Raw genomic sequence first — 20,803 nt, 5'->3', positions numbered from 1 at the left:
GGAAGCTAAGCCTTTCAGCGCCGATGGTACTGCAGGGGGGACCCTGTGGGAGAGTAGGACGCCGCCGAACAATCATTGTGGGAAAGCCCCGCACCAGCCCGTTTCAGGGTTCGGTGCGGGGCTTTTCTGCGTTCCGGACACCTGTCCGGCCTCCTGTAGGGTCAGGGGGCATCGAACGACCATTTCTACCGTCACAGTGGAGGCCCCGGGTGGAGGTCCAGGAGACTCGGGTTCAGACTGACCGAATTTTCACCATTCCCAACATCCTGAGCATGGCTCGCCTCGCCGGCGTGCCCCTGTTCCTGTGGCTGATCCTCGCGGAGTACGACGGCTGGGCCCTGGCCGTGCTCATGCTCAGCGGGATCAGCGACTACCTCGACGGGAAGCTCGCCCGGCGCTGGAACCAGATCAGCAAGCTCGGCCGGCTGCTGGATCCCGCCGCGGACCGCCTCTACATCCTGTCGACGCTGTTCGGTCTGACCTATCGCGAGATCCTGCCGCTGTGGCTCACCGGCGCGCTCCTCGCGCGTGAGCTGATGTTGCTGGTCATGGTGTGGATCCTGCGCCGCCACGGATATCCGCCGCCGCAGGTCAACTTCCTCGGCAAGGCCGCGACCTTCAACCTGATGTACGCCTTCCCGTTGCTCCTGCTCAGTGACGGAAGCGGCTGGTTGGCCTGGTTGGCGTCAGTTTTCGGATGGGCGTTCGCGGGATGGGGTACAACCCTCTATTGGTGGGCAGGAATCCTTTACGTGGTTCAAGTCCGCCGACTGGTGAAGGCTGACGCCACGGCCGATTGAGCCCGCCCGACGCCGGATGACGCGCAGGAGTCGCGAAGTCACCGAACGAGGCGGGTGAGAGTCGGCACGACTGTCATCTCTCAAGGAGGACTCTTCCGACATGAAGGCCGTCGTGATGGCCGGTGGCGAGGGCACACGCCTTCGCCCCATGACCTCGAGCATGCCCAAGCCGCTCCTGCCGGTGGCGAACCGCCCGATCATGGAGCACGTACTCAGGCTGCTCAAGCGGCACGGGCTCAACGAGACCGTGGTCACCGTGCAGTTCCTGGCGTCGCTCGTCAAGAACTATTTCGGTGACGGCGAAGAGCTCGGTATGGAGCTCACCTATGCCAACGAGGAAAAGCCACTCGGGACCGCCGGCAGCGTGAAGAACGCCGAGGAGGCCTTGAAGGATGATGCCTTCGTCGTCATTTCCGGCGATGCGCTGACCGACTTCGACCTCACCGACCTGATCCGCTTCCACAAGGAGAAGGGCGCCCTCGTCACGGTGTGCCTGACCCGGGTCCCGAACCCGCTGGAATTCGGCATCACCATCGTGGACGAGGAAGGCAAGGTCGAGCGCTTCCTGGAGAAGCCCACCTGGGGCCAGGTGTTCTCGGACACCGTCAACACCGGTATCTACGTCATGGAGCCCGAGGTCTTCGACTACGTCGACGCGGACGTGTCGGTCGACTGGTCCAGCGACGTCTTCCCCCAGCTGATGAAGGAAGGCCGGCCGATCTACGGCTACGTCGCCGAGGGCTACTGGGAGGACGTGGGCACGCACGAGAGCTATGTCAAGGCGCAGGCCGACGTGCTCGAAGGCAAGGTCCAGGTCGACATGGACGGCTTCGAGATCTCGCCGGGCGTGTGGGTCGCCGAAGGAGCCGAGGTCAGCCCGGACGCCGTGCTGCGCGGACCCCTCTACATCGGGGACTACGCCAAGATCGAGGCCGGCGTGGAGATCCGGGAGCACACCGTCATCGGGTCGAACGTCGTCGTCAAGAGCGGCGCCTTCCTCCACCGGGCCGTCATCCACGACAACGTGTACATCGGCCCCCACAGCAACCTCCGCGGCTGCGTCATCGGCAAGAACACCGACATCATGCGCGCGGCACGGATCGAGGACGGGGCCGTCATCGGCGACGAGTGCCTCGTCGGTGAGGAATCGATTGTCCAGGGGAACGTGCGCGTCTACCCCTTCAAGACGATCGAGGCCGGTGCCTTCGTCAACACCTCCGTCATCTGGGAGTCCCGCGGGCAGGCCCACCTCTTCGGTGCGCGCGGTGTCTCCGGGATCCTGAACGTCGAGATCACCCCCGAACTCGTCGTCCGGCTGGCCGGTGCCTACGCCACCACCCTGAAGAAGGGCGCGATCGTCACCACGGCCCGCGACCATTCCCGCGGCGCCCGAGCGCTCAAGCGGGCGGTGATCTCGGCACTCCAGGCCAGCGCGATCAACGTACGGGACCTGGAGAACGTGCCGCTGCCCGTGGCGCGGCAGCAGACCGCGAGAGGCAGCGCCGGCGGCATCGTCCTGCGGACCTCGCCCGGAGTGCCGGACTCCGTCGACATCATGTTCCTCGACGAACGTGGAGCGGACCTCTCGCTCCAGCAGCAGCGCAAGCTGGACCGCGTCTACGCGCGCCAGGAATACCGGCGGGCGTTCCCCGGCGAGATCGGCGACCTGCAGTTCCCGGGCAGCGTCTTCGACGCCTATACCGGCTCGCTGCTGCGGCGCGTCGACACCACGGGGATCGCCGACGCCGGGCTCAAGGTCGTCGTCGACGCCACCAACGGCAGCGCCGGGCTCGTCATGCCGAGCCTCCTGGGACGGCTCGGGGTGGACGCCCTGACGATCAACCCGGGGCTCGACGAGACCAGGCCGACCGAGACCGCCGAGTCCCGGCGGGCCGGTCTGGTGCGGTTGGGCGAGATCGTGGCCTCGGCGCGGGCGGCCTTCGGCGTGCGGTTCGACCCGGTCGGCGAGCGGATCTCCCTCGTCGACGAGCGCGGGCGGATCATCGAGGACGACCGGGCCCTGCTGGTCATGCTCGACCTGGTGGCCGCCGAGAAGCGCAGCGGAAAGGTAGCGCTGCCGGTGACCACGACGCGCGTCGCCGAGCAGGTGGCCGCCTACCACGGCACCCAGGTGGAATGGACGACGACCTCGCCCGACGACCTGACCCGGGTCGGTCGGGCCGAGAACACGATCTTCGGCGGAGACGGCCGGGGCGGCTTCATCGTTCCGGAGTTCAGCAGCGTCTTCGACGGCTCGGCGGCGTTCGTGCAGCTGCTCGGCCTGGTGGCGCGTACCCAGCTCACGCTGAGCCAGATCGACGCCCGGATCCCGCGGGCGCACGTGCTCAAGCGGGACGTGCCGACGCCGTGGGCGGTGAAGGGGCTCGTCATGCGGCGGGTCGTGGAAGCGGCCGGAGACCGGCAGGTGGACACCACCGACGGGGTGCGTGTGGTCGAGGCCGACGGACGGTGGGCGCTGGTCCTGCCGGACCCGGCGGAGGCCGTGACGCACCTGTGGGCCGAGGGCCCCGACGACGCTTCCGCGCAGGCTCTGCTCGACGAGTGGGCCGCCGTGGTGGACGGCGCCGGGCACTGAGCGCCGCGCGTGCGCTGACGTAGGGTGGAAGTCCGGTGGGCCGGGGTGGGGGAGTCCCGGCCCGGCCCACCGGCTGGACGCATTGGGTGTGTGCGGCGCCGACATGCGACGATGTGCGGCATGTCGCAGCCGACCCACAACCGGACTCCGGCGTCTTCTGTGCCGGCGCGCCCCGACGCCTCCATGTCGCTGCTGACGCACGTGATGGACCACAGCCTCGACGAGGGCTACGCGGAGGCGACGGCCCGGCGCGAGGCGGACGGCACGGCCGGTCTGCCCCGCACCCTCAAGGCCAAACTGGGACTCGCCGCCGGGCTCGTGATCGCCGCGATGGTCGTCACGCTCGGTGCCGCCGAGGCCCGCGTGGACGCGCCGGTGCTCGCGAGGGAGCGCCAGGAGCTGATCGACCGGGTGCAGCGCGCCGACGAGCGCGCGGACGCCCTGGAGCAGAACATCGACCGGATTCGGACCGATGTCGCCGCACGTCAGCGCGCGGCTCTCAAGCAGCCCGGCGGGAGCCAGGGCGAGCTGGTCTCGCTGCTCTCCGGTGCAACCGAGGTCCGCGGGCCGGGGGTCAAGCTGGTCGTGGACGACGCGAGGGGCTCCTCCAAGGGCGACGGTGGCGGGCCGCGCGAGAGCAGCGGCTTCTCGGACACGGGCCGGCTCCGGGACCGTGACATGCAGAAGATCGTCAACGGGCTGTGGCAGTCCGGCGCCGAGGCGATCTCGATCAACGGGCAGAGGCTGACGGAACTGTCGGCGATCAGGGCCGCGGGTGACGCGATACTGGTCGACAACCGGCCGCTGGTGCCGCCGTACGAAGTGCTGGCGGTGGGGGACAAGAAGCGGCTCGGCCCGGCCTTCCAGGATTCGGCGGACGGCCAGTACCTGCACGTGCTCCAGGAGAGCTACGGGATCCGCTCCACCCTGTCCGCGGCCGACGAGCTCCGGCTGCCGCCCGCGTCGAGCCTGATCGTACGTACAGCCACAGCAGCAGAGCAGCAGAAGGGTGCATCGTGATCGCGGTACTGGGCCTCTTGGCCGGAGTGGTGGTCGGACTTCTGGTCCGGCCCGAGGTACCGGCCGTGGTGGAGCCTTATCTGCCCATCGCCGTGGTGGCGGCGCTGGACGCGGTGTTCGGCGGTCTGCGCGCCATGCTGGACGGCATCTTCGTGGACAAGGTCTTCGTGGTGTCGTTCCTGTCGAACGTCGTCGTGGCCGCGCTGATCGTCTTCCTCGGCGACAAGCTGGGCGTCGGCTCGCAGCTGTCCACCGGTGTGGTCGTCGTCCTCGGCATCCGCATCTTCTCCAACGCCGCGGCCATCCGCCGGCACGTGTTCCGGGCGTGATGGGGATGAGTGCGAACGACACCCCGCCCGAGGAACCGAACGTGCCGGAACAGCCTCTTGAAGAGAGAAAGACCCAGGCCGAGCCGGTCACCGGGGAGACCGGCCGGCAGCGGCTCGCCGCCGGTCTGTGGCCGCTGCGGGTGAGCAGGGCCCAACTGATCGTCGCGCTGCTGCTGTTCGTCCTGGGGCTGGGGCTGGCCATCCAGGTCCGCTCGAACAGCGACTCCAGTGCGCTGCGTGGGGCCCGGCAGGAGGACCTCGTACGGATCCTCGACGAGCTCGACGGCCGGACCAAGCGGCTGGAGGACGAGAAGCAGCGCCTGGAGGACCAGCGGCGGGAGCTGGAGAGCAGCTCCAACCAGGCGGAGGAGGCCCGCAAGCAGACCGTGGAGAAGGAGCGTCAACTCGGCATCCTGGCCGGTACCGTGGCAGCACAGGGACCGGGCATCACTCTCAAGATCACTGATCCCACCGGGCAGGTGCAGTCCGACCAGCTGCTGGACACGCTCCAGGAGCTGCGGGCCGCCGGGGCCGAGGCGATCCAGATCAACGGGGTGCGCATCGTGGCAGGCTCGTACTTCTCGGACGAGAACGGCGGGGTCGGGATCGACGGCAAGAAGATCACACAACCCTACGAGTTCAGGGTGATCGGCAAGCCGCAGGATCTGGAGCCCGCGCTCAACATCCCCGGCGGTGTCGTCCAGACGTTGGAGAAGGAGCAGGCCACGGTGGCCGTCACGCGGTCGGCGAAGATCGTTGTGGATGCCTTGCGGGCTGCGAAGCAGCCTGACTACGCTCGGTCGTCATCGGGATGAAGCGGAGTGGAGGGTGGAGCGGCGCACGCGGGCCGATGCCTGCGGGGGGTCGCCGCACCGAAGTTGCGGTGCGTGGTGGAAACTGTCTGGTGGTTACGGACGTTGTGAGAATGTCCGGGTCGGCAGGTGTCTGCATTCGGAGTTCGTCCTGCCCCACGGGCGGGTCTGTTTCAGTCAAGGGGAATCGCCCGTGAAGTTGTTTGAGAAGTTGTTCGGCAAGAAGAACCGCGAGGAGAGCGGCGCGGCGAGGCACCGCGCCGGCGGCGCGGACGGGCAGGGTGACCGGCCGCTGTTCCGCGACGAGGTCGCCGGTGCGGGTGAGGTTCCGGGTGCCCCCGGCGCGTCGTCTGTTGACCCTGCTGGTACCGGCCGCATAGGTTTCGGTGAACCATCAACCTCAAGTGCGGGTGGAGGGTTTGCCCCCGACCCGTATGCCACCAGTGCCTCCGCGGGGCAGCCGCGGCGCGAGGAGCCGTCCATGTCGGCCGAGCAGGTTTGCAGCAGGTGCGGACACCGCAGCGATGCGGCCAGCCGGTTCTGCTCCAACTGCGGAGCGCCGCTGCGGGCGGGTCTGACGCCGGAGCGTGCTTCGGAGACCACGTCCACCATCTCGATCTCGGGCCTGGAGGCCTACGAGGCCGAGGTGACGGGCCAGACGCACGTCTCGTCCTCGCTGTCCCCCGAGGCCCAGGCCGCGGTCGAGGCGCTCCCGCCCGGTTCCGCCCTGCTCATCGTGCGGCGCGGACCCAACTCCGGCAGCCGCTTCCTGCTGGACGGCGAACTGACCACGGCCGGCCGACACCCGCAGAGCGACATCTTCCTGGACGACGTCACCGTCTCCCGGCGCCATGTCGAGTTCCGCAGGAGTCAGGACGGCGGCTTCACCGTGGCCGATGTAGGCAGTCTCAACGGCACGTACGTCAACCGTGAGCCGATCGACTCCGTCGCCCTGCACAACGGCGACGAGGTGCAGATCGGCAAGTACCGGCTGGTCTTCTACGCGAGCCTGCGGGGCGTCTGACCCTCCCCCGGACCCGGTCCGGGGGCACCCGAGGGAAGGTCCCATGCTGCGCAATCCGACAGGCGGCTCCGGCAACGGCTCCGCCGGCTCGGCCGGGCGGCTGGTGAGCATCGGCACGGTGCTCACCACGCTGCGTGACGAGTTCCCCGAAGTCACGATCTCGAAGATCCGTTTTCTGGAGGCGGAGGGGCTGGTCGAGCCCCGGCGCACACCGTCCGGATACCGCAAGTTCAGCACGGAGGACGTGGAGCGCCTCGCCCGCATCCTGCGCCTGCAGCGTGACCACTACCTGCCGCTGAAGGTCATCCGCGAGCAGCTCGACGCGCTCGCCCGCGGTGAGCAGATCCGCATTCCGGCGCCCACGGCGCACGGCGAAGCCGCAGATCCGTCCGATCCCGCCGACCCAGCCGCCGTATACGCCGAGGTGGGGCAGGAGCGGCCCCCGCCGGCCCGTGTGGGGCGGGCGGAGCTCGTCGCGGCCGTCGGCGTGGACGAGGACCAGTTGGCCGAGTGGGAGTCGTACGGGCTGCTCGCCGAGACGCCGGGCGGCGGGTTCGACGCCGACGCGGTCACGGTGGCCCGGCTCGTGGCCGACCTGGGGCGTTTCGGCCTGGAGCCGCGGCACCTGCGCGCCATGAAGGCGGCCGCCGACCGGGAGGCGGGCCTGGTGGAGCAGGTCGTGGCACCGCTGCGCCGGCACCGCAACCCGCAGACCAGGGCCCACGCGGAGGCCACGATGAAGGAGCTCGCGGGGCTCTCCGTACGGCTGCACGAGGCCTTGGTGCAGACCGCTCTCGGCGTCCGGTTGCGCTGACCCCGTCGGTCGGGGGGGAGCCCCGACTACCCAAACCTGCCGAGCAGGTCCTAGGGTTGCTGTGTGAACGAGCTCGACGTTGTGGGTGTCCGGGTGGAAATGCCCTCCAACCAACCGATCGTGCTCCTGCGTGAAGTGGGAGGCGATCGGTACCTCCCCATCTGGATCGGTCCTGGGGAGGCTACTGCCATTGCCTTCGCCCAGCAGGGGATGGCCCCTGCCCGGCCGCTGACGCACGACCTGTTCAAGGACGTGCTGGAGGCGGTCGGTGAGGAGCTCACCGAGGTCCGGATCACGGATCTGCGGGAGGGCGTTTTCTATGCGGAGCTCGTCTTCGCCAGCGGGGTCGAGGTGAGCGCGCGGCCGTCGGACGCCATAGCCCTCGCCCTGCGGACGGGTACGCCGATCTACGGCAGTGACGGTGTTCTGGACGACGCCGGAATCGCCATCCCGGACGAGCAGGAGGACGAGGTGGAGAAGTTCCGCGAGTTCCTCGACCAGATCTCACCCGAGGACTTCGGCACCGGCCCGCAGTGAGAGTGCCGGCCGGGTCGTCCGCGGTGGGGCACCAGCCCATTCGAGTAGCTTTTCCCCGCGACCGGACACGGGAAACCACTCTCAGGGTGATTATCACTCGGCGTGCCGAGTGTGGCGATCGTTGACGCACCCCTGGTGACTGCCTACCTTCGAGGTGGGCAGGTCAAGGACGGAGGGTCGGCGTGAGGATCACGGGCGACGGTACGACCGGGGGCACCCCCGTACGGAGTGACACTGGGCCCTACCCGCTGCGCGGTGGTGCGGGCGGATCCGCGCGCCGTCAGCCGGAGTCGACGCCGGTCCAACCGGTGGGCGGGGAGCCGGTGCCCGAGCAGATCGGCTACCGCGGACCGACGGCGTGCGCCGCTGCCGGCATCACCTACCGACAGCTCGACTACTGGGCGCGCACCGGGCTGGTGGAGCCCAGCGTGCGGGCCGCGTACGGGTCGGGGACGCAGCGCCTCTACAGCTTCCGCGACGTCGTGGTCCTCAAGATCGTCAAGCGCTTCCTGGACACCGGTGTGGCGCTGCAGAACATCCGCACGGCGGTGCAGCACCTGCACGACCGCGAGCTGGCGGACCTCGAGCGGATGACGCTGATGAGCGACGGCGCCACCGTGTACGAGTGCACTTCGCCGGACCAGGTCGTCAGCCTCCTCCAGGGCGGGCAGGGCGTCTTCGGCATCGCCGTGGGCGTAGTGTGGCGCGACGTGGAGAGCGCGCTGTCGCAGCTGCACGGGGAGCGGGCGGACACCGGCGAGACCCTGGTCGGGCACAACCCGACGGACGAGCTGGCGGCTCGCCGCAACCGCGCCGTCTGACCGGGCGCCGGGGCTGTCAGTGGCGTAGGGCAGCATCGGTGCTGTGAGAGCCGCTCCGACCATCCTGCATCTGGACATGGACGCCTTCTACGCCTCCGTCGAGCAGGCGTCGAAGCCGAGCCTGCGCGGCAAGGCCGTCATCGTCGGCGGGCTCGGGCCGCGCGGGGTCGTCGCCACCGCCTCGTACGAGGCCAGGCGGTTCGGAGTGCACTCCGCGATGCCGATGGGCCAGGCGCGCAGGCTCTGCCCGAACGGCGCCTACCTGATCCCGCGCTTCACGCTCTACCGGCAGGTCAGCGACATCGTGATGGCCATGCTGCGGGAACTGTCGCCGCTGGTCGAGCCGCTCAGCCTGGACGAGGCCTTCGTGGACCTGGAGGCGGGCGGCGTCGCCTTCGACTCGGTCTCCGCGCGGGCCGCGGGCGAGCGGCTGCGGGCCGGCATCAGGGCCGCCACCGGGCTCAGCGGGTCCGTCGGGCTGGCCGGGTCGAAGATGCTGGCCAAGGTGGCCTCCGAGGAGGCCAAGCCCGCCGGGCTGCTGCTGATCGAGCCCGGGACCGAGCGGGAGCTGCTCGCACCGATGTCCGTACGGACCCTGCCCGGGGTGGGGCCGGCCACGGGGGAACACCTGCGCCGCGCCGGGATCACCACGGTGGGGGAGCTGGCCGAGGCCGGCGAGGACGAGCTGGTCCGTATGGTCGGGCGCGCGCACGGCGCGGGGCTGTACCGGATGGCGCTGGGGCTGGACGACCGGCCGGTGGTCGCGGAGCGGGACGCGAAGTCGGTGTCCGTCGAGGACACCTTCGACGTGGACCTGCACGACCGGGTGCGGATCCGGGGCGAGGTGCAGCGGCTCGCGGACCGGTGCGTGCAGCGCCTGCGGGCCTCGGGGCACTCGGGGCGCACCATCGTGCTCAAGGTGCGGCGCTACGACTTCTCCACGCTGACGCGGTCCGAGACGCTGCGCGGACCCACGGACGATCCGGCGGTGGTGCGGGAGGCTGCCGCGCGGCTGCTGGAGGCGGTGGACACCACGGGCGGGGTGCGACTGCTGGGGGTGGGGGTGACGGGACTCGCGGACTACACGCAGGAGGACCTCTTCGCGCAGTCGTCCGCGGCGGAGGCGGCGGACGCGGACGGCGTTGCGGGTGGCGCGGGCGGCGCGGGCGGCGCCGCAGGTGCGGCCGGGGGAGCAGAGCCGGAGGCCGCCGGCAGCGGCGCGGGCCCTTCGGAGGGGCCGGAGCAGCCGGGTGAGCCGCAGGAGGCTCCGGAGCGCCGCTGGGCGGCCGGGAGCGACGTACGGCACGTCCTGTACGGGCCGGGGTGGGTGCAGGGCAGCGGGGTCGGGCGGGTGACCGTGCGGTTCGAGCAGCCCGGCTCGGAGCCCGGCCGGGTGCGGACCTTCCGGGTGGACGACCCCGATCTGGAGCCCTCCGACCCGCTGCCGCTGGTGGGGGACATGCCGTAGGAGTCGTAGGAGGGGGCGGCTGTACCGGAGCTCAGCCCTCGTCGCCCGCCAGGCGGCCGAAGTCGCGGTGGAAGTCGGAGGGCAGGGTCGTGTCCAGGCCGTAGTGGTGGTAGAGCTGGAGTTCCTGCTCGGGAGACAGGTGGCGGCCGACGCCGAAATCCGGTGCGTCCTTGATGAGGGAGCGGTCGAAGGGCACCCGCAGGGTCTCGCCGACCATCTCGCTCGGCTCCAGCGGGACGAAGGCGTCCCGGCTGAACAGGCCGGTGCGGACGGCAGCCCATTCCGGGACACCCGTGGCATCGTCGAGGTAGACCTCGTCGATGGTGCCGATCTTGGCACCGTTGCGGTCGAACGCCTTGCGGCCGATCAGGCTGCGCGGATCGATGTCGGTCTGCACGGTCCCTCCAAATGGTCGCAACTGCTCCGTAATGACTACAGAAGTGCATTTCCCCACAGGAGGCCACTCGGGGAACACCTTGAACCCCGCTGGTAGTCTGGATGACGGCTGTCGACCCTGTGCGGGAGAGTCCTCCGAATGAGCAAGGCGGAGGCGCCGAAGGAGCAAATCCTCCCCGGAATCTCTCAGGCATACGTACCGCACGGACGAGGCCACTCTGGAAAGCAGGGGCGGTACCGGGCGCACAGTGCCGGTCCCTCCCCTCACCGACGGTGAAAGCCGGATGCCCGCGGGAGACCCCTGTTGGCGTCCGGTGAAACTCTCAGGTTGAAATGACAGAGGGGGAGGCCGTCCGGGTGCCCGCGCCGTGGTGCCCCTCGCAGGTCATATGACCAGGAGGCCTCCGTACATGACCGCCAACCGCATTCCGCTCTCCCAGCTGGAGCGAGGCATCCCCTTCGAACAGCGCCACATCGGCCCGGATGCCGAGGCGCAGGCGAAGATGCTCGCCCAGGTGGGCTACGGCTCCCTGGACGAACTGACCGCCGCCGCGGTCCCGGATGTGATCAAGACCGCCGACGCGCTCGACCTGCCCGAGGCGCGGACCGAGGCCGAGGTGCTCGCGGAGCTGCGCTCCCTCGCCGACCGCAACCAGGTCCTCACCCCCATGATCGGTCTCGGCTACTACGGGACCTTCACCCCGCCGGTGATCCTCCGCAACGTCATGGAGAACCCGGCCTGGTACACGGCGTACACGCCTTACCAGCCGGAGATCTCGCAGGGCCGTCTCGAGGCCCTCCTGAACTTCCAGACCGTCGTCGCCGACCTCACCGGCCTGCCGACCTCGGGCGCCTCGCTGCTCGACGAGGGAACCGCGGCCGCCGAGGCCATGACCCTGGCCCGCCGCGTGGGCAAGGTCAAGGGCAACGTCTTCCTCGTCGACGCCGACGCCCTGCCGCAGACCGTCGCCGTCATCGAGACCCGCGCCGAGCCGATCGGCATCGAGGTCGTCGTCGCGGACCTCTCCGACGGCATCCCCGCCGAGATCGCCGAGCGCGGCGTCTACGGCGTCCTGATCCAGTACCCGGGTGCCTCCGGCGCCGTCCGGGACATCAAGCCGGTCATCGACCAGGCGCACGAGCTCGGTGCCATCGTCACCGTCTCGGCCGACCTGCTCGCCCTGACCCTGCTGAAGTCCCCGGGCGCCCTGGGCGCCGACATCGCGGTGGGCACCACCCAGCGCTTCGGCGTCCCGATGGGCTTCGGCGGACCGCACGCCGGCTACATGGCCGTCCAGGACAAGCACGCCCGCTCGCTGCCCGGCCGCCTCGTCGGCGTCTCGGTGGACGCGGACGGCAACAAGGCCTACCGCCTGGCGCTGCAGACCCGTGAGCAGCACATCCGCCGCGAGAAGGCGACCAGCAACATCTGCACGGCGCAGGTCCTGCTCGCCGTCATGGCCGGCATGTACGCCGTCTACCACGGCCCGGACGGCCTGCGCACGATCGCCGGCCGCACCCACCGCTACGCGACGCTGCTCGCGGCCGGTCTGCGGGCCGGCGGGGTGGAGACCGTGCACGGCTCCTACTTCGACACGATCACGGTCCGCGTCCCGGGCCGCGCCGCCGAGGTCGTCGCCGCCGCCCGCGAGGGCGGGGTCAACCTCCACCAGGTCGACGCCGACCTCGTCTCCATCAGCTGCGACGAGACCACCCTGCGGGCCGACATCGAGGCCGTCTGGGCCGCCTTCGGCGTCACCGCGGACATCGAGGCGCTCGACGGGACCGCGGAGGACACCCTCCCCGAGGCACTGCTGCGCTCGGACGCGTACCTGACGCACCCGGTCTTCCACCAGCACCGCTCCGAGACCGCGATGCTGCGCTACCTGCGCAAGCTCTCGGACAAGGACTACGCGCTGGACCGCGGGATGATCCCGCTGGGCTCCTGCACCATGAAGCTCAACGCGACCACCGAGATGGAGCCGGTGACCTGGCCCGAGTTCGGCCAGCTGCACCCCTTCGCCCCGGTGGAGCAGGCCGAGGGCTACCTCACGCTCATCAACGAGCTGGAGGAACGACTCTGCGAGGTCACCGGCTACGACAAGGTCTCCATCCAGCCGAACGCCGGCTCGCAGGGTGAGCTCGCCGGTCTGCTGGCCGTGCGCGCCTACCACCGTGCGAACGGCGACGAGCAGCGCACCATCTGCCTCATCCCGTCCTCCGCGCACGGCACCAACGCCGCCAGCGCCGTGATGGCCGGCATGAAGGTCGTCGTCGTCAAGACCGCCGACGACGGCGAGGTGGACGCGGACGACCTGCGCGCCAAGATCGAGCAGCACCGCGACGAGCTCGCCGTGCTGATGATCACCTACCCGTCCACGCACGGTGTGTTCGAGGAGCACGTCGCCGACATCTGCGCCCAGGTCCACGAGGCCGGCGGCCAGGTCTACGTCGACGGTGCCAACCTGAACGCCCTGGTGGGCCTGGCCAAGCCGGGTCACTTCGGCGGTGACGTCTCGCACCTGAACCTGCACAAGACCTTCTGCATCCCGCACGGCGGCGGCGGTCCGGGCGTCGGCCCGGTCGGTGTCCGGGCGCACCTGGCCCCGTACCTGCCGAACCACCCGCTGCAGCCGACCGCCGGCCCGGAGACGGGCGTCGGCCCGATCTCGGCCGCGCCGTGGGGCTCCGCCGGCATCCTGCCGATCTCCTGGTCGTACGTGCGCCTCATGGGCGGCGAGGGCCTCAAGCGCGCCACCCAGGTGGCGGTGCTCGGCGCCAACTACATCGCCAAGCGCCTGGAGCCGCACTACCCGGTGCTCTACACCGGCCCGGGCAACCTGGTCGCGCACGAGTGCATCATCGACCTGCGCCCGCTGTCGAAGGCCACGGGCGTCAGCGTGGACGACATCGCCAAGCGCCTGATCGACTACGGCTTCCACGCCCCGACGATGTCCTTCCCGGTCGCCGGAACGCTCATGATCGAGCCGACGGAGTCCGAGGACCTCACCGAGATCGACCGTTTCTGCGACGCGATGATCGCCATCCGCGCCGAGATCGAGCGGGTCGCGGGCGGCGAGTGGCCGGCCGACGACAACCCGCTCGCCAACGCCCCGCACACCGCGGCGGCGCTGGGCGGCGAGTGGAACCACCCGTACACCCGTGACGAGGCCGTCTTCCCGGGCGGGGTCACGGCCGCCGAGAAGTACTGGCCGCCGGTGCGCCGCATCGACGGTGCGTTCGGCGACCGCAACCTGGTGTGCTCCTGCCCGCCGCTGGACGAGTACGACAACTGAGGCGCCCCGCCTCTGACGTCCGTCGTATGACATGACGAAGGGGCCGGTTCGGGAGACCCTCCCGGACCGGCCCCTTCGTCGTCGGACCCCGTCGCCTACGCAGCCGCGAGCGGGCGGTGCGGGGCGATGATCTGCCCGTCCGGCAGCAGCTCACCGGTGTCCTCGAAGAGCAGGACGCCGTTGCACAGCAGGCTCCAGCCCTGTTCCGGGTGGTTGGCCACCGGGCGTGCGGCCTCCCGGTCGGCGGATTCGGCAGACGGGCAGGCTGGCTGGTGCTGGCACATGGATGCGTTCTTTCGCTGCGGTGTGGTCTGTGTGCTACGGCTCGATACCTGGTTCATGGCCGTCCCCCTGGGTCATCCCCGCAACCGCGGGGCGCTTGCCATCAGTGTTCCCCCACGACAGCCGCTTCGCAGGGATTTCCCGGCAGCTGTCCTCATGGATTGATGACGCATCACCCGTGCGGGCGGTTCAGGCCAACTCCCCTGTCATTTCGGATGGTTCACGGGGGGCCCGGCCGGGCTAGGCCGAATGGGTCAATCGGGTCAGGCGGCGGGCGCTGCCAGCGACGGCGGCAGCGGTGCCGTCGCGGGAGTGAGCCGATGGGTCAGCACGGGAAGGAGTTCGGAGACCGGATGCGGCCGGTACGCGGCGATGCCGGGCGGGGCCGGGGCCAGCGGCACCAGCAGGTCCTCGCCGGCGGGCAGCCCGGCGGCGGCGTCCGCGCCCACCGCCCCGTGCAGCCACAGCGTCAGCATGTAGAGCTCCGGTACGGAGAGCAGCCGGGGCTGGTAGCTGGTGCCGAGCAGTTCGGCCTGGCGCAGCGCGCGCTCGGTGGCGGCGACGTAGGGGCCCTCGAAGAAGTGGGAGAAGGCCCAGCCGTCGGGCGTCAGCCGGGTGTCCGCCGCCGCGACGTGGCGGTCCCCGCTGCGGATCAGGAACCGCCATCCGACGAGCCGTGTACGGGGCGGCCGGCCGGCGGACGCCAGGTCCGAGAGGTTCAGCCGGTCCAGGACGTGGACCGGGAGGGGCAGCTCGGCGGTCAGCGGCCCCTGGATCGCGCGCAGGGACGGCGTATGCGCCTCGTGGACGGCGGTGGGGGAACCGAGTGCCGCGAGGACGCTGCGCAGGGCGGGTGCGGGAGCCGGGGGGACATGCAGCGGCATGGTGGGTCGCCTCTCACTTGGGAGACCTGTGGATCGGGGGCAGGTGCGGGACGGCGCTGTCGCATTCTGGGGCCAGAGGGGGGCCGAGGGGCAATGGCCGCGCGCCAACTCTCTGCCTCGTTTGCGGAGTTTATACGACATGTGTTCACACAGTGTTTCGGCTAGCTGTCCCGCCTATTGCCGGCAAGGCGCTTACCGGTCCCGCTGACATGGCATTCATGCCGGATGTGCGCGAACGTGCCGCGCTGACCTCGGAGGTTACCGGAAGGGGGCTCGGCTGGAAAGCACCTGCTTTCAGGGGCGGGCAAATGTCACGGGGAATTTGCGTGGAGCGGCTTGCCGGGTGAATGTGCCGAAGCGCCCTTCGGCCAACCCGGCGCGCGCTCCTCGCCACGCACGCCCCCCGCCGCGTTATGGATCACGCTGCCGGGGCATCATCGACCGTAATGCGCGCCTGGGCGCCCCGGGCCAGGCCCACTGGAGGAGGGACGCTTCGATGGGGGAGAAGGTCGTGGCGGGCGGTTTCGACCTGTCCGATCGGCAGCGGTATCGAAGGAAACTCCACGAGTGTCTGGAGGGACTGGAGCGACTTCTGGCGGAGAAGAGGTTCGATCGCCCGAAGAACATGATGGGGCTGGAGATCGAGTTGAATCTCGCGGGAACCGACGGTATGCCGCGAATGGTGAATGCCCAGGTGCTGGATCGGATTGCCAGCCCCGATTTCCAGACCGAACTGGGAATGTTCAACCTGGAGGTGAACGTTCTGCCGCACCGGCTCGGCGGCCGGGTATTCGACCAGCTCGCCGAGGAACTCAGCGCCGGCCTCGGCTACGCCCACCGGCAGGCCGCGGAGATCGACGCCGGCGTGGTGATGATCGGGATCCTGCCGACGCTCTCCCGCGCGGACCTGGTCGCCGGCAACCTCTCGGCCGTGGACCGCTACTCCCTGCTGAACGAGCAGATCCTGATGATGCGCGGGGAGGACTTCACGCTCGACATCGACGGCGTCGAGCGGCTGATCTGGACCTCCGGGTCGATCGTGCCCGAGGCCGCCTGCACCTCCGTACAACTGCACCTGCAGGTGACCCCGGCCCGGTTCTCGGCCGTGTGGAACGCGGCGCAGGCCGTGACCGCGGCGCAGATAGCCGTCGGCGCCAACTCGCCCTTCCTGTTCGGGCGCGAGCTGTGGCGGGAGTCGCGGCCGCCGCTGTTCACTCAGGCCACCGACACCCGGCCGCCCGAACTCCAGGCCCAGGGCGTGCGTCCGCGCACCTGGTTCGGAGAGCGGTGGGTGGACTCGGCGTACGAGCTCTTCGCCGAGAACGTCCGCTACTTCCCCTCCCTGCTGCCGATCTGCGACGAGGAGGAGCCGCTGCGGGTGCTGGCCGAGGGCGGGGTGCCGAGCCTGCAGGAGCTGGTCCTGCACAACGGCACCGTCTACCGCTGGAACCGGCCCGTCTACGGGGTGGCGGACGGGGTGGCGCACCTGCGGGTGGAGAACCGGGTGCTGCCGGCCGGGCCGACGGTCACCGACGTCGTCGCCAACGCCGCCTTCTACTACGGGCTCGTACGCACCCTCGCCGACGAGCCGCGTCCGGTGTGGACCCGGCTGCCCTTCGCCGAGGCGGAGGCGAACTTCGACGCGGCCTGCCGGTACGGGATCGACGCGCGGCTGAGGTGGCCGCGCCGGGGCCGGGCCGGAGGCCTGGTCAGCGTGCCGGCGGTGCGGCTGGTCCTGGACGAGCTGCTGCCGATGGCGGCGGCGGGCCTGGACGCCTGGGGCATCGAGCCGGCGGACCGGGACCACTACCTCGGCATCATCGAGGAGCGCTGCCGGCGCCGGGTGAACGGCGCGACGTGGCAGGTGGACACCTACCACCGGGCGCTCGCGACGGGGCTGGAGCGGGACGAGGCCCTGGCCGCGACCACCCGGCGCTACAGCGAGCTGATGCACCAGGGCGACCCCGTGCACACCTGGCCCGTGGGGCTGACGGAGGAGGTGAGCGCGGCGCTGCCCGTCGTGCGCTGAGGTGCCCCGCCGCGCCCGGCGCCCTCCTGCGACTCCTCGGCCCTGTGCCCCGCCCCTGTGCCGCGTGACCTCGCCTCGGTGATCCGCCCGCCCGGCCGACGAGGCAGTATGGGGTGGTCGCAACGGGATGGCAGGACGGGAGTCGGGCGTGCGGGCTGAGCCGGAGCCGGTGTTCGTGGAGCTGAGCGAGGACGGGCGGCGGGGCCTCCTGCGCACCGAGACCCTGCTCGTCCTGGCGCTGTCGCTGGGCGCGAGCGGGGTCTCGGCCCTGATCAGCTTCATCGGCTCGCTGACCAAGCCGGGCGGTCTGAAGGACCAGGCCGCCACCCTCAACGGCTCCTACGCCCCCGGCCGGCCCTGGCTGGACCTGGCCTGGCAGCTGTTCGGCATCGCGAGCGCGCTGGTCCCCGTACTGCTGGTGGCGCACCTGCTGACCCGCGAGGGCGCGCCCGGGCTGCGGGTGCTCGGCCTCGACCGGACCCGGCCGCTGTGGGATCTCGGCCGCGGCGCGCTCGTCGCGGCGGGGATCGGGAGCGCGGGCCTGGCCTTCTACCTGGGCGCGCGCGCCGCCGGCTTCAACCTCACGGTGGTGCCGGAGGCCCTGCCCGACGTGTGGTGGAAGTTCCCCGTGCTGATCCTCTCCGCGATCCAGAACGCGGTCGTGGAAGAGGTCATCGTGCTGGCCTACCTGCTGCGCCGGCTCGGCCGGCTGGGCTGGTCGCCGATGGCGGCGCTCGCGGCCAGCTCGCTGCTGCGCGGCTCCTACCACCTCTACCAGGGCATCGGCGGCTTCATCGGCAACGTGGTGATGGGCGTCGTCTTCGTGCTGGCCTACCGCCGCTGGGGACGCGTCGGGCCGCTCGTCGCCGCGCACGCGCTGCTCGACATCGTGGCCTTCGGCGGCTACGCCCTGCTCGCGGGCAAGGTGGGCTGGCTGCCCACGCCGTGACGCGGCGGTGCACCCGATCGGCCCCGCAGGGCGGGGCCGCGGGCCGGCGGCGGTGCGACGCTGGGGGCAAGTGAGGAGGCGCGCGCTGTGGCCGTCATGGACTCCCTGGTGCCGTTCGCCCCGTTCCTGGTGCCCGTGGTCAGTGGCCTGGTGGGCGGGGCCAGCCTTCTCATCCGGGACCGCCGCGAGGCGCGCAGCGCCGACCACCACTACCGCAGACGGCTGGAGAAGGCCCAGCAGGAGATCCAGTTCATCACCGGCTGGATCCAGGCCAAGGCGCTGGCCCCGACCGACGGCCCGGCCCCGGAGCCCGCACCGGGACGCTGGCTGGACGACCTCTACGCGTCGGTGCGCCGCGCCAAGGCGGACACGGGCGGCCGGCACCGGACGGGGCCCGTGTCGTTGCGGCGCCTGCTGCTGCTCGGCGGGCTGTCCGGCCCGGCGAGGAGCATGCGGGTCGCGTACTGGATCTCCCTGGTCCTGTTCAACGGAATGCTCGCGTGGTCGGTGAACGCCCTCGTCTCCGGGGTGCCGGGCTTCATGCGCGACGAGGGCGTCCCGGAGTCCGAGGAGATCGGCTTCTACCTGGGTCTGGCGGTGACCTTCTTCGTGATCTCGGCCGTGCTGTGGCTGTGGACGGTCCACCTGGGCAAGGCGGAGCCGGAGCAGGTCTACCGCAAGCGCATCGACTCGGACGCCTGGAGGGAGAACGAGCGGAAGCGGCGGAGCCCGGCCGATGCCGGGGCGCGGCCGAAGGCGGCCCGCCGGCGGCGGGGCGGGCCCGCGGGCTGATCCGCCCCTGCCCTGCCCGCCCCCGCCCCGCGCCCGGCGGCCCGCTCCCCGTCCCGTACGTCGCGCCCGCCCGCTCCGTACGGTCACGGGGCGGTGAGGAGCTCCCCGTCGACGACGGTGACTGCGTGGCCGGTCAGCAGGGTGCGGTCGCCCGCCAGGGTCACCCGTACCAGCCCCTGCCGGGCGCCGCCCTGGAGGCCGGTCAGTTCGGTGCGGCCCAGGCGCTGCGCCCAGAACGGGGCGAGCGCGGTGTGGGCGCTGCCGGTGACCGGGTCCTCGTCGATACCGAAGGCCGGGAAGAAGCCCCGGGAGACGAAGTCGTACCCGCCGGAGGGGTCATCGGCCGCTGCGGTGACGATCACTCCCCGCTTGGCGAAGGCGCGCAGGGCGCCGTGGTCCGGCTCCAGCTCGCGGACGGTCTTCTCGTCGGCGAGTTCGATGACGAGGTCGCCGATGTGGGCGGCGGTGTCGTGGACGGAGAGGATCGGCGCTCCACCGAGCGCGTGGTCCACGGCGGGCGGCGCCGGGACCGGGGTCAGCGAGGACGTCGGGAAGTCCATCGTGATCGTGCCGTCCGCGGCGGTCTCCGCCGTGAGGACGCCGCAGCGGGCGGAGAAGCGGATCAGCCCCTCGGCCAGGCCGGCGGTGGCCAGCACGTGCGCCGTGGCGAGCGTGGCATGGCCGCACATGTCGACCTCGGCGGCCGGGGTGAACCAGCGCAGCGCCCAGTCGGCGTCCCCGCCGGGCGGCAGGGGGTGGGCGAAGGCGGTCTCGGAGAGGTTCACCTCGCAGGCCACCTGCTGGAGCCAGGCGTCCGGGGGGAATCCGCCCTCCAGGAGCAGGACTCCGGCGGGGTTGCCCTGGAAGGGGCGGTCGGTGAAGGCGTCGACGATTCGAATGCGCATGGACCGACGGTAGGACCGTTCCTTGATCATCGACAAAGGCCAATCCGGGGTGACTGGCCTTGTTCGAGGCTGTTCGGTGAGCACTTTCCGATATATCGTTGACGCATCGCGATCGCTCAGCGATAGTGAGTGCATCGGAGAACCGATGAAGCGGACACGAAGTGACGAAAGGAGCGCAGGCATGCGTTCACACGGACAGCACGGGCACACCCACGGGCACGGGCACGAGCACGGACGGGGCCACGGCCACTGCGGGCCGGACCGTCGGGAGGGATTCCAGGGGTTCCGTGCGGCATTCGGCCCGTTCGGACCGCCGTTCGGCGCGGGCCCCTTCGGCGGTCGCGGCGGCCGCGGCGGACCGCGGGGGCGGGCCCGGCGGGGTGACGTACGCGCCTCGATCCTGGCGCTGCTCGCCGACCGGCCGATGCACGGCTACGAGATGATCCAGGAGATCGGCGAGCGCAGCGGCGGGGCCTGGAAGCCCAGCCCGGGCTCGGTCTACCCGACCCTGAGCCTGCTGGAGGACGAAGGCCTCATCAGCAGCGAGAGTGAGGGCGGCAAGAAGCTGTTCACACTCACCGAGGCGGGCCGCACCGAGGCGGAAGCCGGACCGGACGCCCCCTGGGCCGACGCCGGGCGGGGCTTCGACTTCGAGGCGATGCACGGGGTCCGGCAGGCCGGAGCCGGTCTGATGGAGGCCTTCGGGCAGGTCTTCAGGACCGGCTCGCCCGAGCAGCGGGAGAAGGCGCTCGCGGTGCTCAACGACGCCCGCAAGAAGCTGTACCTGATCCTGGCCGACGAGCACTGAGCCCGGACGGCCCGTATGCGGGGGCGGGGGGGGGCCCCCCCCCCGGGGGGGGGGGGGGGGGCCCCCCGGGGGGGGGGGGGGGGGGGGGGGGGGGGGGGGGGGGGGGGGGGGGGGGGGGGGGGGGGGGGGGGGGGGGGGGGGGGGGGGGGCGGGGGGCGGGGGGGGGGGGGTGGGGGGGGGGGCGGGGCGGGGGGGGGGGGGCTGGGGGGGGGGGCGGCTTCTGGGGGGGGGAGCTTCAGGG

General features: G+C 71.1%; 19 protein-coding genes, 1 rRNA gene and 1 riboswitch. Of the genes, 16 read left to right on the top strand and 4 right to left on the bottom strand.

Annotated elements, in window-relative coordinates; all coding sequences use genetic code 11:
- From rrf to ACZ3X1_RS37030, 11 genes are all read left to right on the top strand, one after another.
- Nucleotides 1-70, top strand: a 5S ribosomal RNA gene (gene rrf / locus ACZ3X1_RS37080); the annotation flags it as partial.
- 139 nt (nucleotides 71-209) lie between these two features.
- A complete protein-coding gene (locus ACZ3X1_RS37075; protein WP_030658263.1) occupies nucleotides 210-800 on the top strand; it encodes a CDP-alcohol phosphatidyltransferase family protein in 591 nt (196 codons plus the stop codon).
- 100 nt (nucleotides 801-900) lie between these two features.
- Nucleotides 901-3,396 carry a mannose-1-phosphate guanyltransferase gene (locus ACZ3X1_RS37070; RefSeq protein ID WP_356814095.1) on the top strand — a complete coding sequence of 832 codons (2,496 nt, stop codon included), beginning with the start codon at nucleotides 901-903 and terminating at the stop codon, nucleotides 3,394-3,396.
- 111 nt (nucleotides 3,397-3,507) lie between these two features.
- Nucleotides 3,508-4,416, top strand: a complete 909-nt coding sequence (locus ACZ3X1_RS37065) for a DUF881 domain-containing protein (protein ID WP_467283947.1) — start codon at nucleotides 3,508-3,510, stop codon at nucleotides 4,414-4,416.
- A complete protein-coding gene (locus ACZ3X1_RS37060; RefSeq protein WP_007262894.1) occupies nucleotides 4,413-4,745 on the top strand; it encodes a small basic family protein in 333 nt (110 codons plus the stop codon). Before ACZ3X1_RS37065 ends, ACZ3X1_RS37060 begins: the two co-directional genes overlap by 4 nt.
- Before the next feature lie 5 nt (nucleotides 4,746-4,750).
- Nucleotides 4,751-5,560: a DUF881 domain-containing protein gene (locus tag ACZ3X1_RS37055; RefSeq protein ID WP_356814097.1), complete on the top strand. Its 810-nt coding sequence runs from the start codon at nucleotides 4,751-4,753 to the stop codon at nucleotides 5,558-5,560.
- 82 nt (nucleotides 5,561-5,642) lie between these two features.
- On the top strand, nucleotides 5,643-6,581 hold the full coding sequence (locus ACZ3X1_RS37050; protein ID WP_356814130.1) for an FHA domain-containing protein: 939 nt from the start codon (nucleotides 5,643-5,645) through the stop codon (nucleotides 6,579-6,581).
- 43 nt (nucleotides 6,582-6,624) lie between these two features.
- Nucleotides 6,625-7,395: a transcriptional regulator FtsR gene (gene ftsR, locus ACZ3X1_RS37045; RefSeq protein WP_467283944.1), complete on the top strand. Its 771-nt coding sequence runs from the start codon at nucleotides 6,625-6,627 to the stop codon at nucleotides 7,393-7,395.
- A 63-nt stretch (nucleotides 7,396-7,458) separates the two neighbouring features.
- Nucleotides 7,459-7,932 carry a bifunctional nuclease family protein gene (locus tag ACZ3X1_RS37040; protein WP_007262890.1) on the top strand — a complete coding sequence of 158 codons (474 nt, stop codon included), beginning with the start codon at nucleotides 7,459-7,461 and terminating at the stop codon, nucleotides 7,930-7,932.
- A gap of 182 nt (nucleotides 7,933-8,114) precedes the next feature.
- Complete coding sequence (locus ACZ3X1_RS37035; RefSeq protein ID WP_356814099.1) at nucleotides 8,115-8,753, top strand: MerR family transcriptional regulator; 639 nt, start codon at nucleotides 8,115-8,117, stop codon at nucleotides 8,751-8,753.
- Between the two features lie 43 nt (nucleotides 8,754-8,796).
- Nucleotides 8,797-10,221 carry a DNA polymerase IV gene (locus ACZ3X1_RS37030; protein WP_467283942.1) on the top strand — a complete coding sequence of 475 codons (1,425 nt, stop codon included), beginning with the start codon at nucleotides 8,797-8,799 and terminating at the stop codon, nucleotides 10,219-10,221.
- A 31-nt stretch (nucleotides 10,222-10,252) separates the two neighbouring features.
- On the opposite strand, the gene ACZ3X1_RS37025 is transcribed toward ACZ3X1_RS37030, so the two are convergent.
- Complete coding sequence (locus ACZ3X1_RS37025) at nucleotides 10,253-10,618, bottom strand: PRC-barrel domain-containing protein (RefSeq protein WP_356814102.1); 366 nt, start codon at nucleotides 10,616-10,618, stop codon at nucleotides 10,253-10,255.
- A gap of 112 nt (nucleotides 10,619-10,730) precedes the next feature.
- Nucleotides 10,731-10,829, top strand: a riboswitch (glycine riboswitch).
- 198 nt (nucleotides 10,830-11,027) lie between these two features.
- Here ACZ3X1_RS37025 and gcvP point away from each other — a divergent pair.
- On the top strand, nucleotides 11,028-13,913 hold the full coding sequence (gcvP, locus tag ACZ3X1_RS37020) for an aminomethyl-transferring glycine dehydrogenase (protein WP_467283940.1): 2,886 nt from the start codon (nucleotides 11,028-11,030) through the stop codon (nucleotides 13,911-13,913).
- A gap of 95 nt (nucleotides 13,914-14,008) precedes the next feature.
- On the opposite strand, the gene ACZ3X1_RS37015 is transcribed toward gcvP, so the two are convergent.
- Entirely contained in the window at nucleotides 14,009-14,197 is a 189-nt protein-coding gene (locus ACZ3X1_RS37015) for a DUF5999 family protein (RefSeq protein ID WP_030009772.1), read from the bottom strand.
- 261 nt (nucleotides 14,198-14,458) lie between these two features.
- A complete protein-coding gene (locus tag ACZ3X1_RS37010; protein WP_356814104.1) occupies nucleotides 14,459-15,079 on the bottom strand; it encodes a hypothetical protein in 621 nt (206 codons plus the stop codon).
- Between the two features lie 496 nt (nucleotides 15,080-15,575).
- Between ACZ3X1_RS37010 and ACZ3X1_RS37005 the strand changes: the two genes are divergently transcribed.
- The 3 genes from ACZ3X1_RS37005 to ACZ3X1_RS36995 all read left to right on the top strand — a co-directional run bounded on the left by ACZ3X1_RS37005 (nucleotide 15,576) and on the right by ACZ3X1_RS36995 (nucleotide 18,849).
- The gene (locus tag ACZ3X1_RS37005) at nucleotides 15,576-17,108 is read left to right on the top strand and encodes a glutamate-cysteine ligase family protein (protein ID WP_467283937.1); all 1,533 of its coding nucleotides are present in this window, start codon (nucleotides 15,576-15,578) and stop codon (nucleotides 17,106-17,108) included.
- A gap of 127 nt (nucleotides 17,109-17,235) precedes the next feature.
- Nucleotides 17,236-18,057, top strand: a complete 822-nt coding sequence (locus ACZ3X1_RS37000) for a CPBP family intramembrane glutamic endopeptidase (protein ID WP_467283935.1) — start codon at nucleotides 17,236-17,238, stop codon at nucleotides 18,055-18,057.
- A gap of 87 nt (nucleotides 18,058-18,144) precedes the next feature.
- The gene (locus ACZ3X1_RS36995; RefSeq protein ID WP_467283933.1) at nucleotides 18,145-18,849 is read left to right on the top strand and encodes a hypothetical protein; all 705 of its coding nucleotides are present in this window, start codon (nucleotides 18,145-18,147) and stop codon (nucleotides 18,847-18,849) included.
- A gap of 83 nt (nucleotides 18,850-18,932) precedes the next feature.
- Here the strand turns inward: ACZ3X1_RS36995 and ACZ3X1_RS36990 are convergent, their stop codons facing one another.
- Complete coding sequence (locus ACZ3X1_RS36990; protein WP_356814109.1) at nucleotides 18,933-19,754, bottom strand: PhzF family phenazine biosynthesis protein; 822 nt, start codon at nucleotides 19,752-19,754, stop codon at nucleotides 18,933-18,935.
- Between the two features lie 181 nt (nucleotides 19,755-19,935).
- On the opposite strand from ACZ3X1_RS36990, the gene ACZ3X1_RS36985 reads away from it, so the two are divergent.
- The gene (locus ACZ3X1_RS36985) at nucleotides 19,936-20,562 is read left to right on the top strand and encodes a PadR family transcriptional regulator (RefSeq protein WP_467283931.1); all 627 of its coding nucleotides are present in this window, start codon (nucleotides 19,936-19,938) and stop codon (nucleotides 20,560-20,562) included.
- Nucleotides 20,563-20,803 lie beyond the last annotated feature (241 nt).

It is taken from the genome of Streptomyces sp. NPDC023541 (genome assembly GCF_055559995.1).
This window is presented reverse-complemented; position numbering and strand designations above follow the sequence as displayed.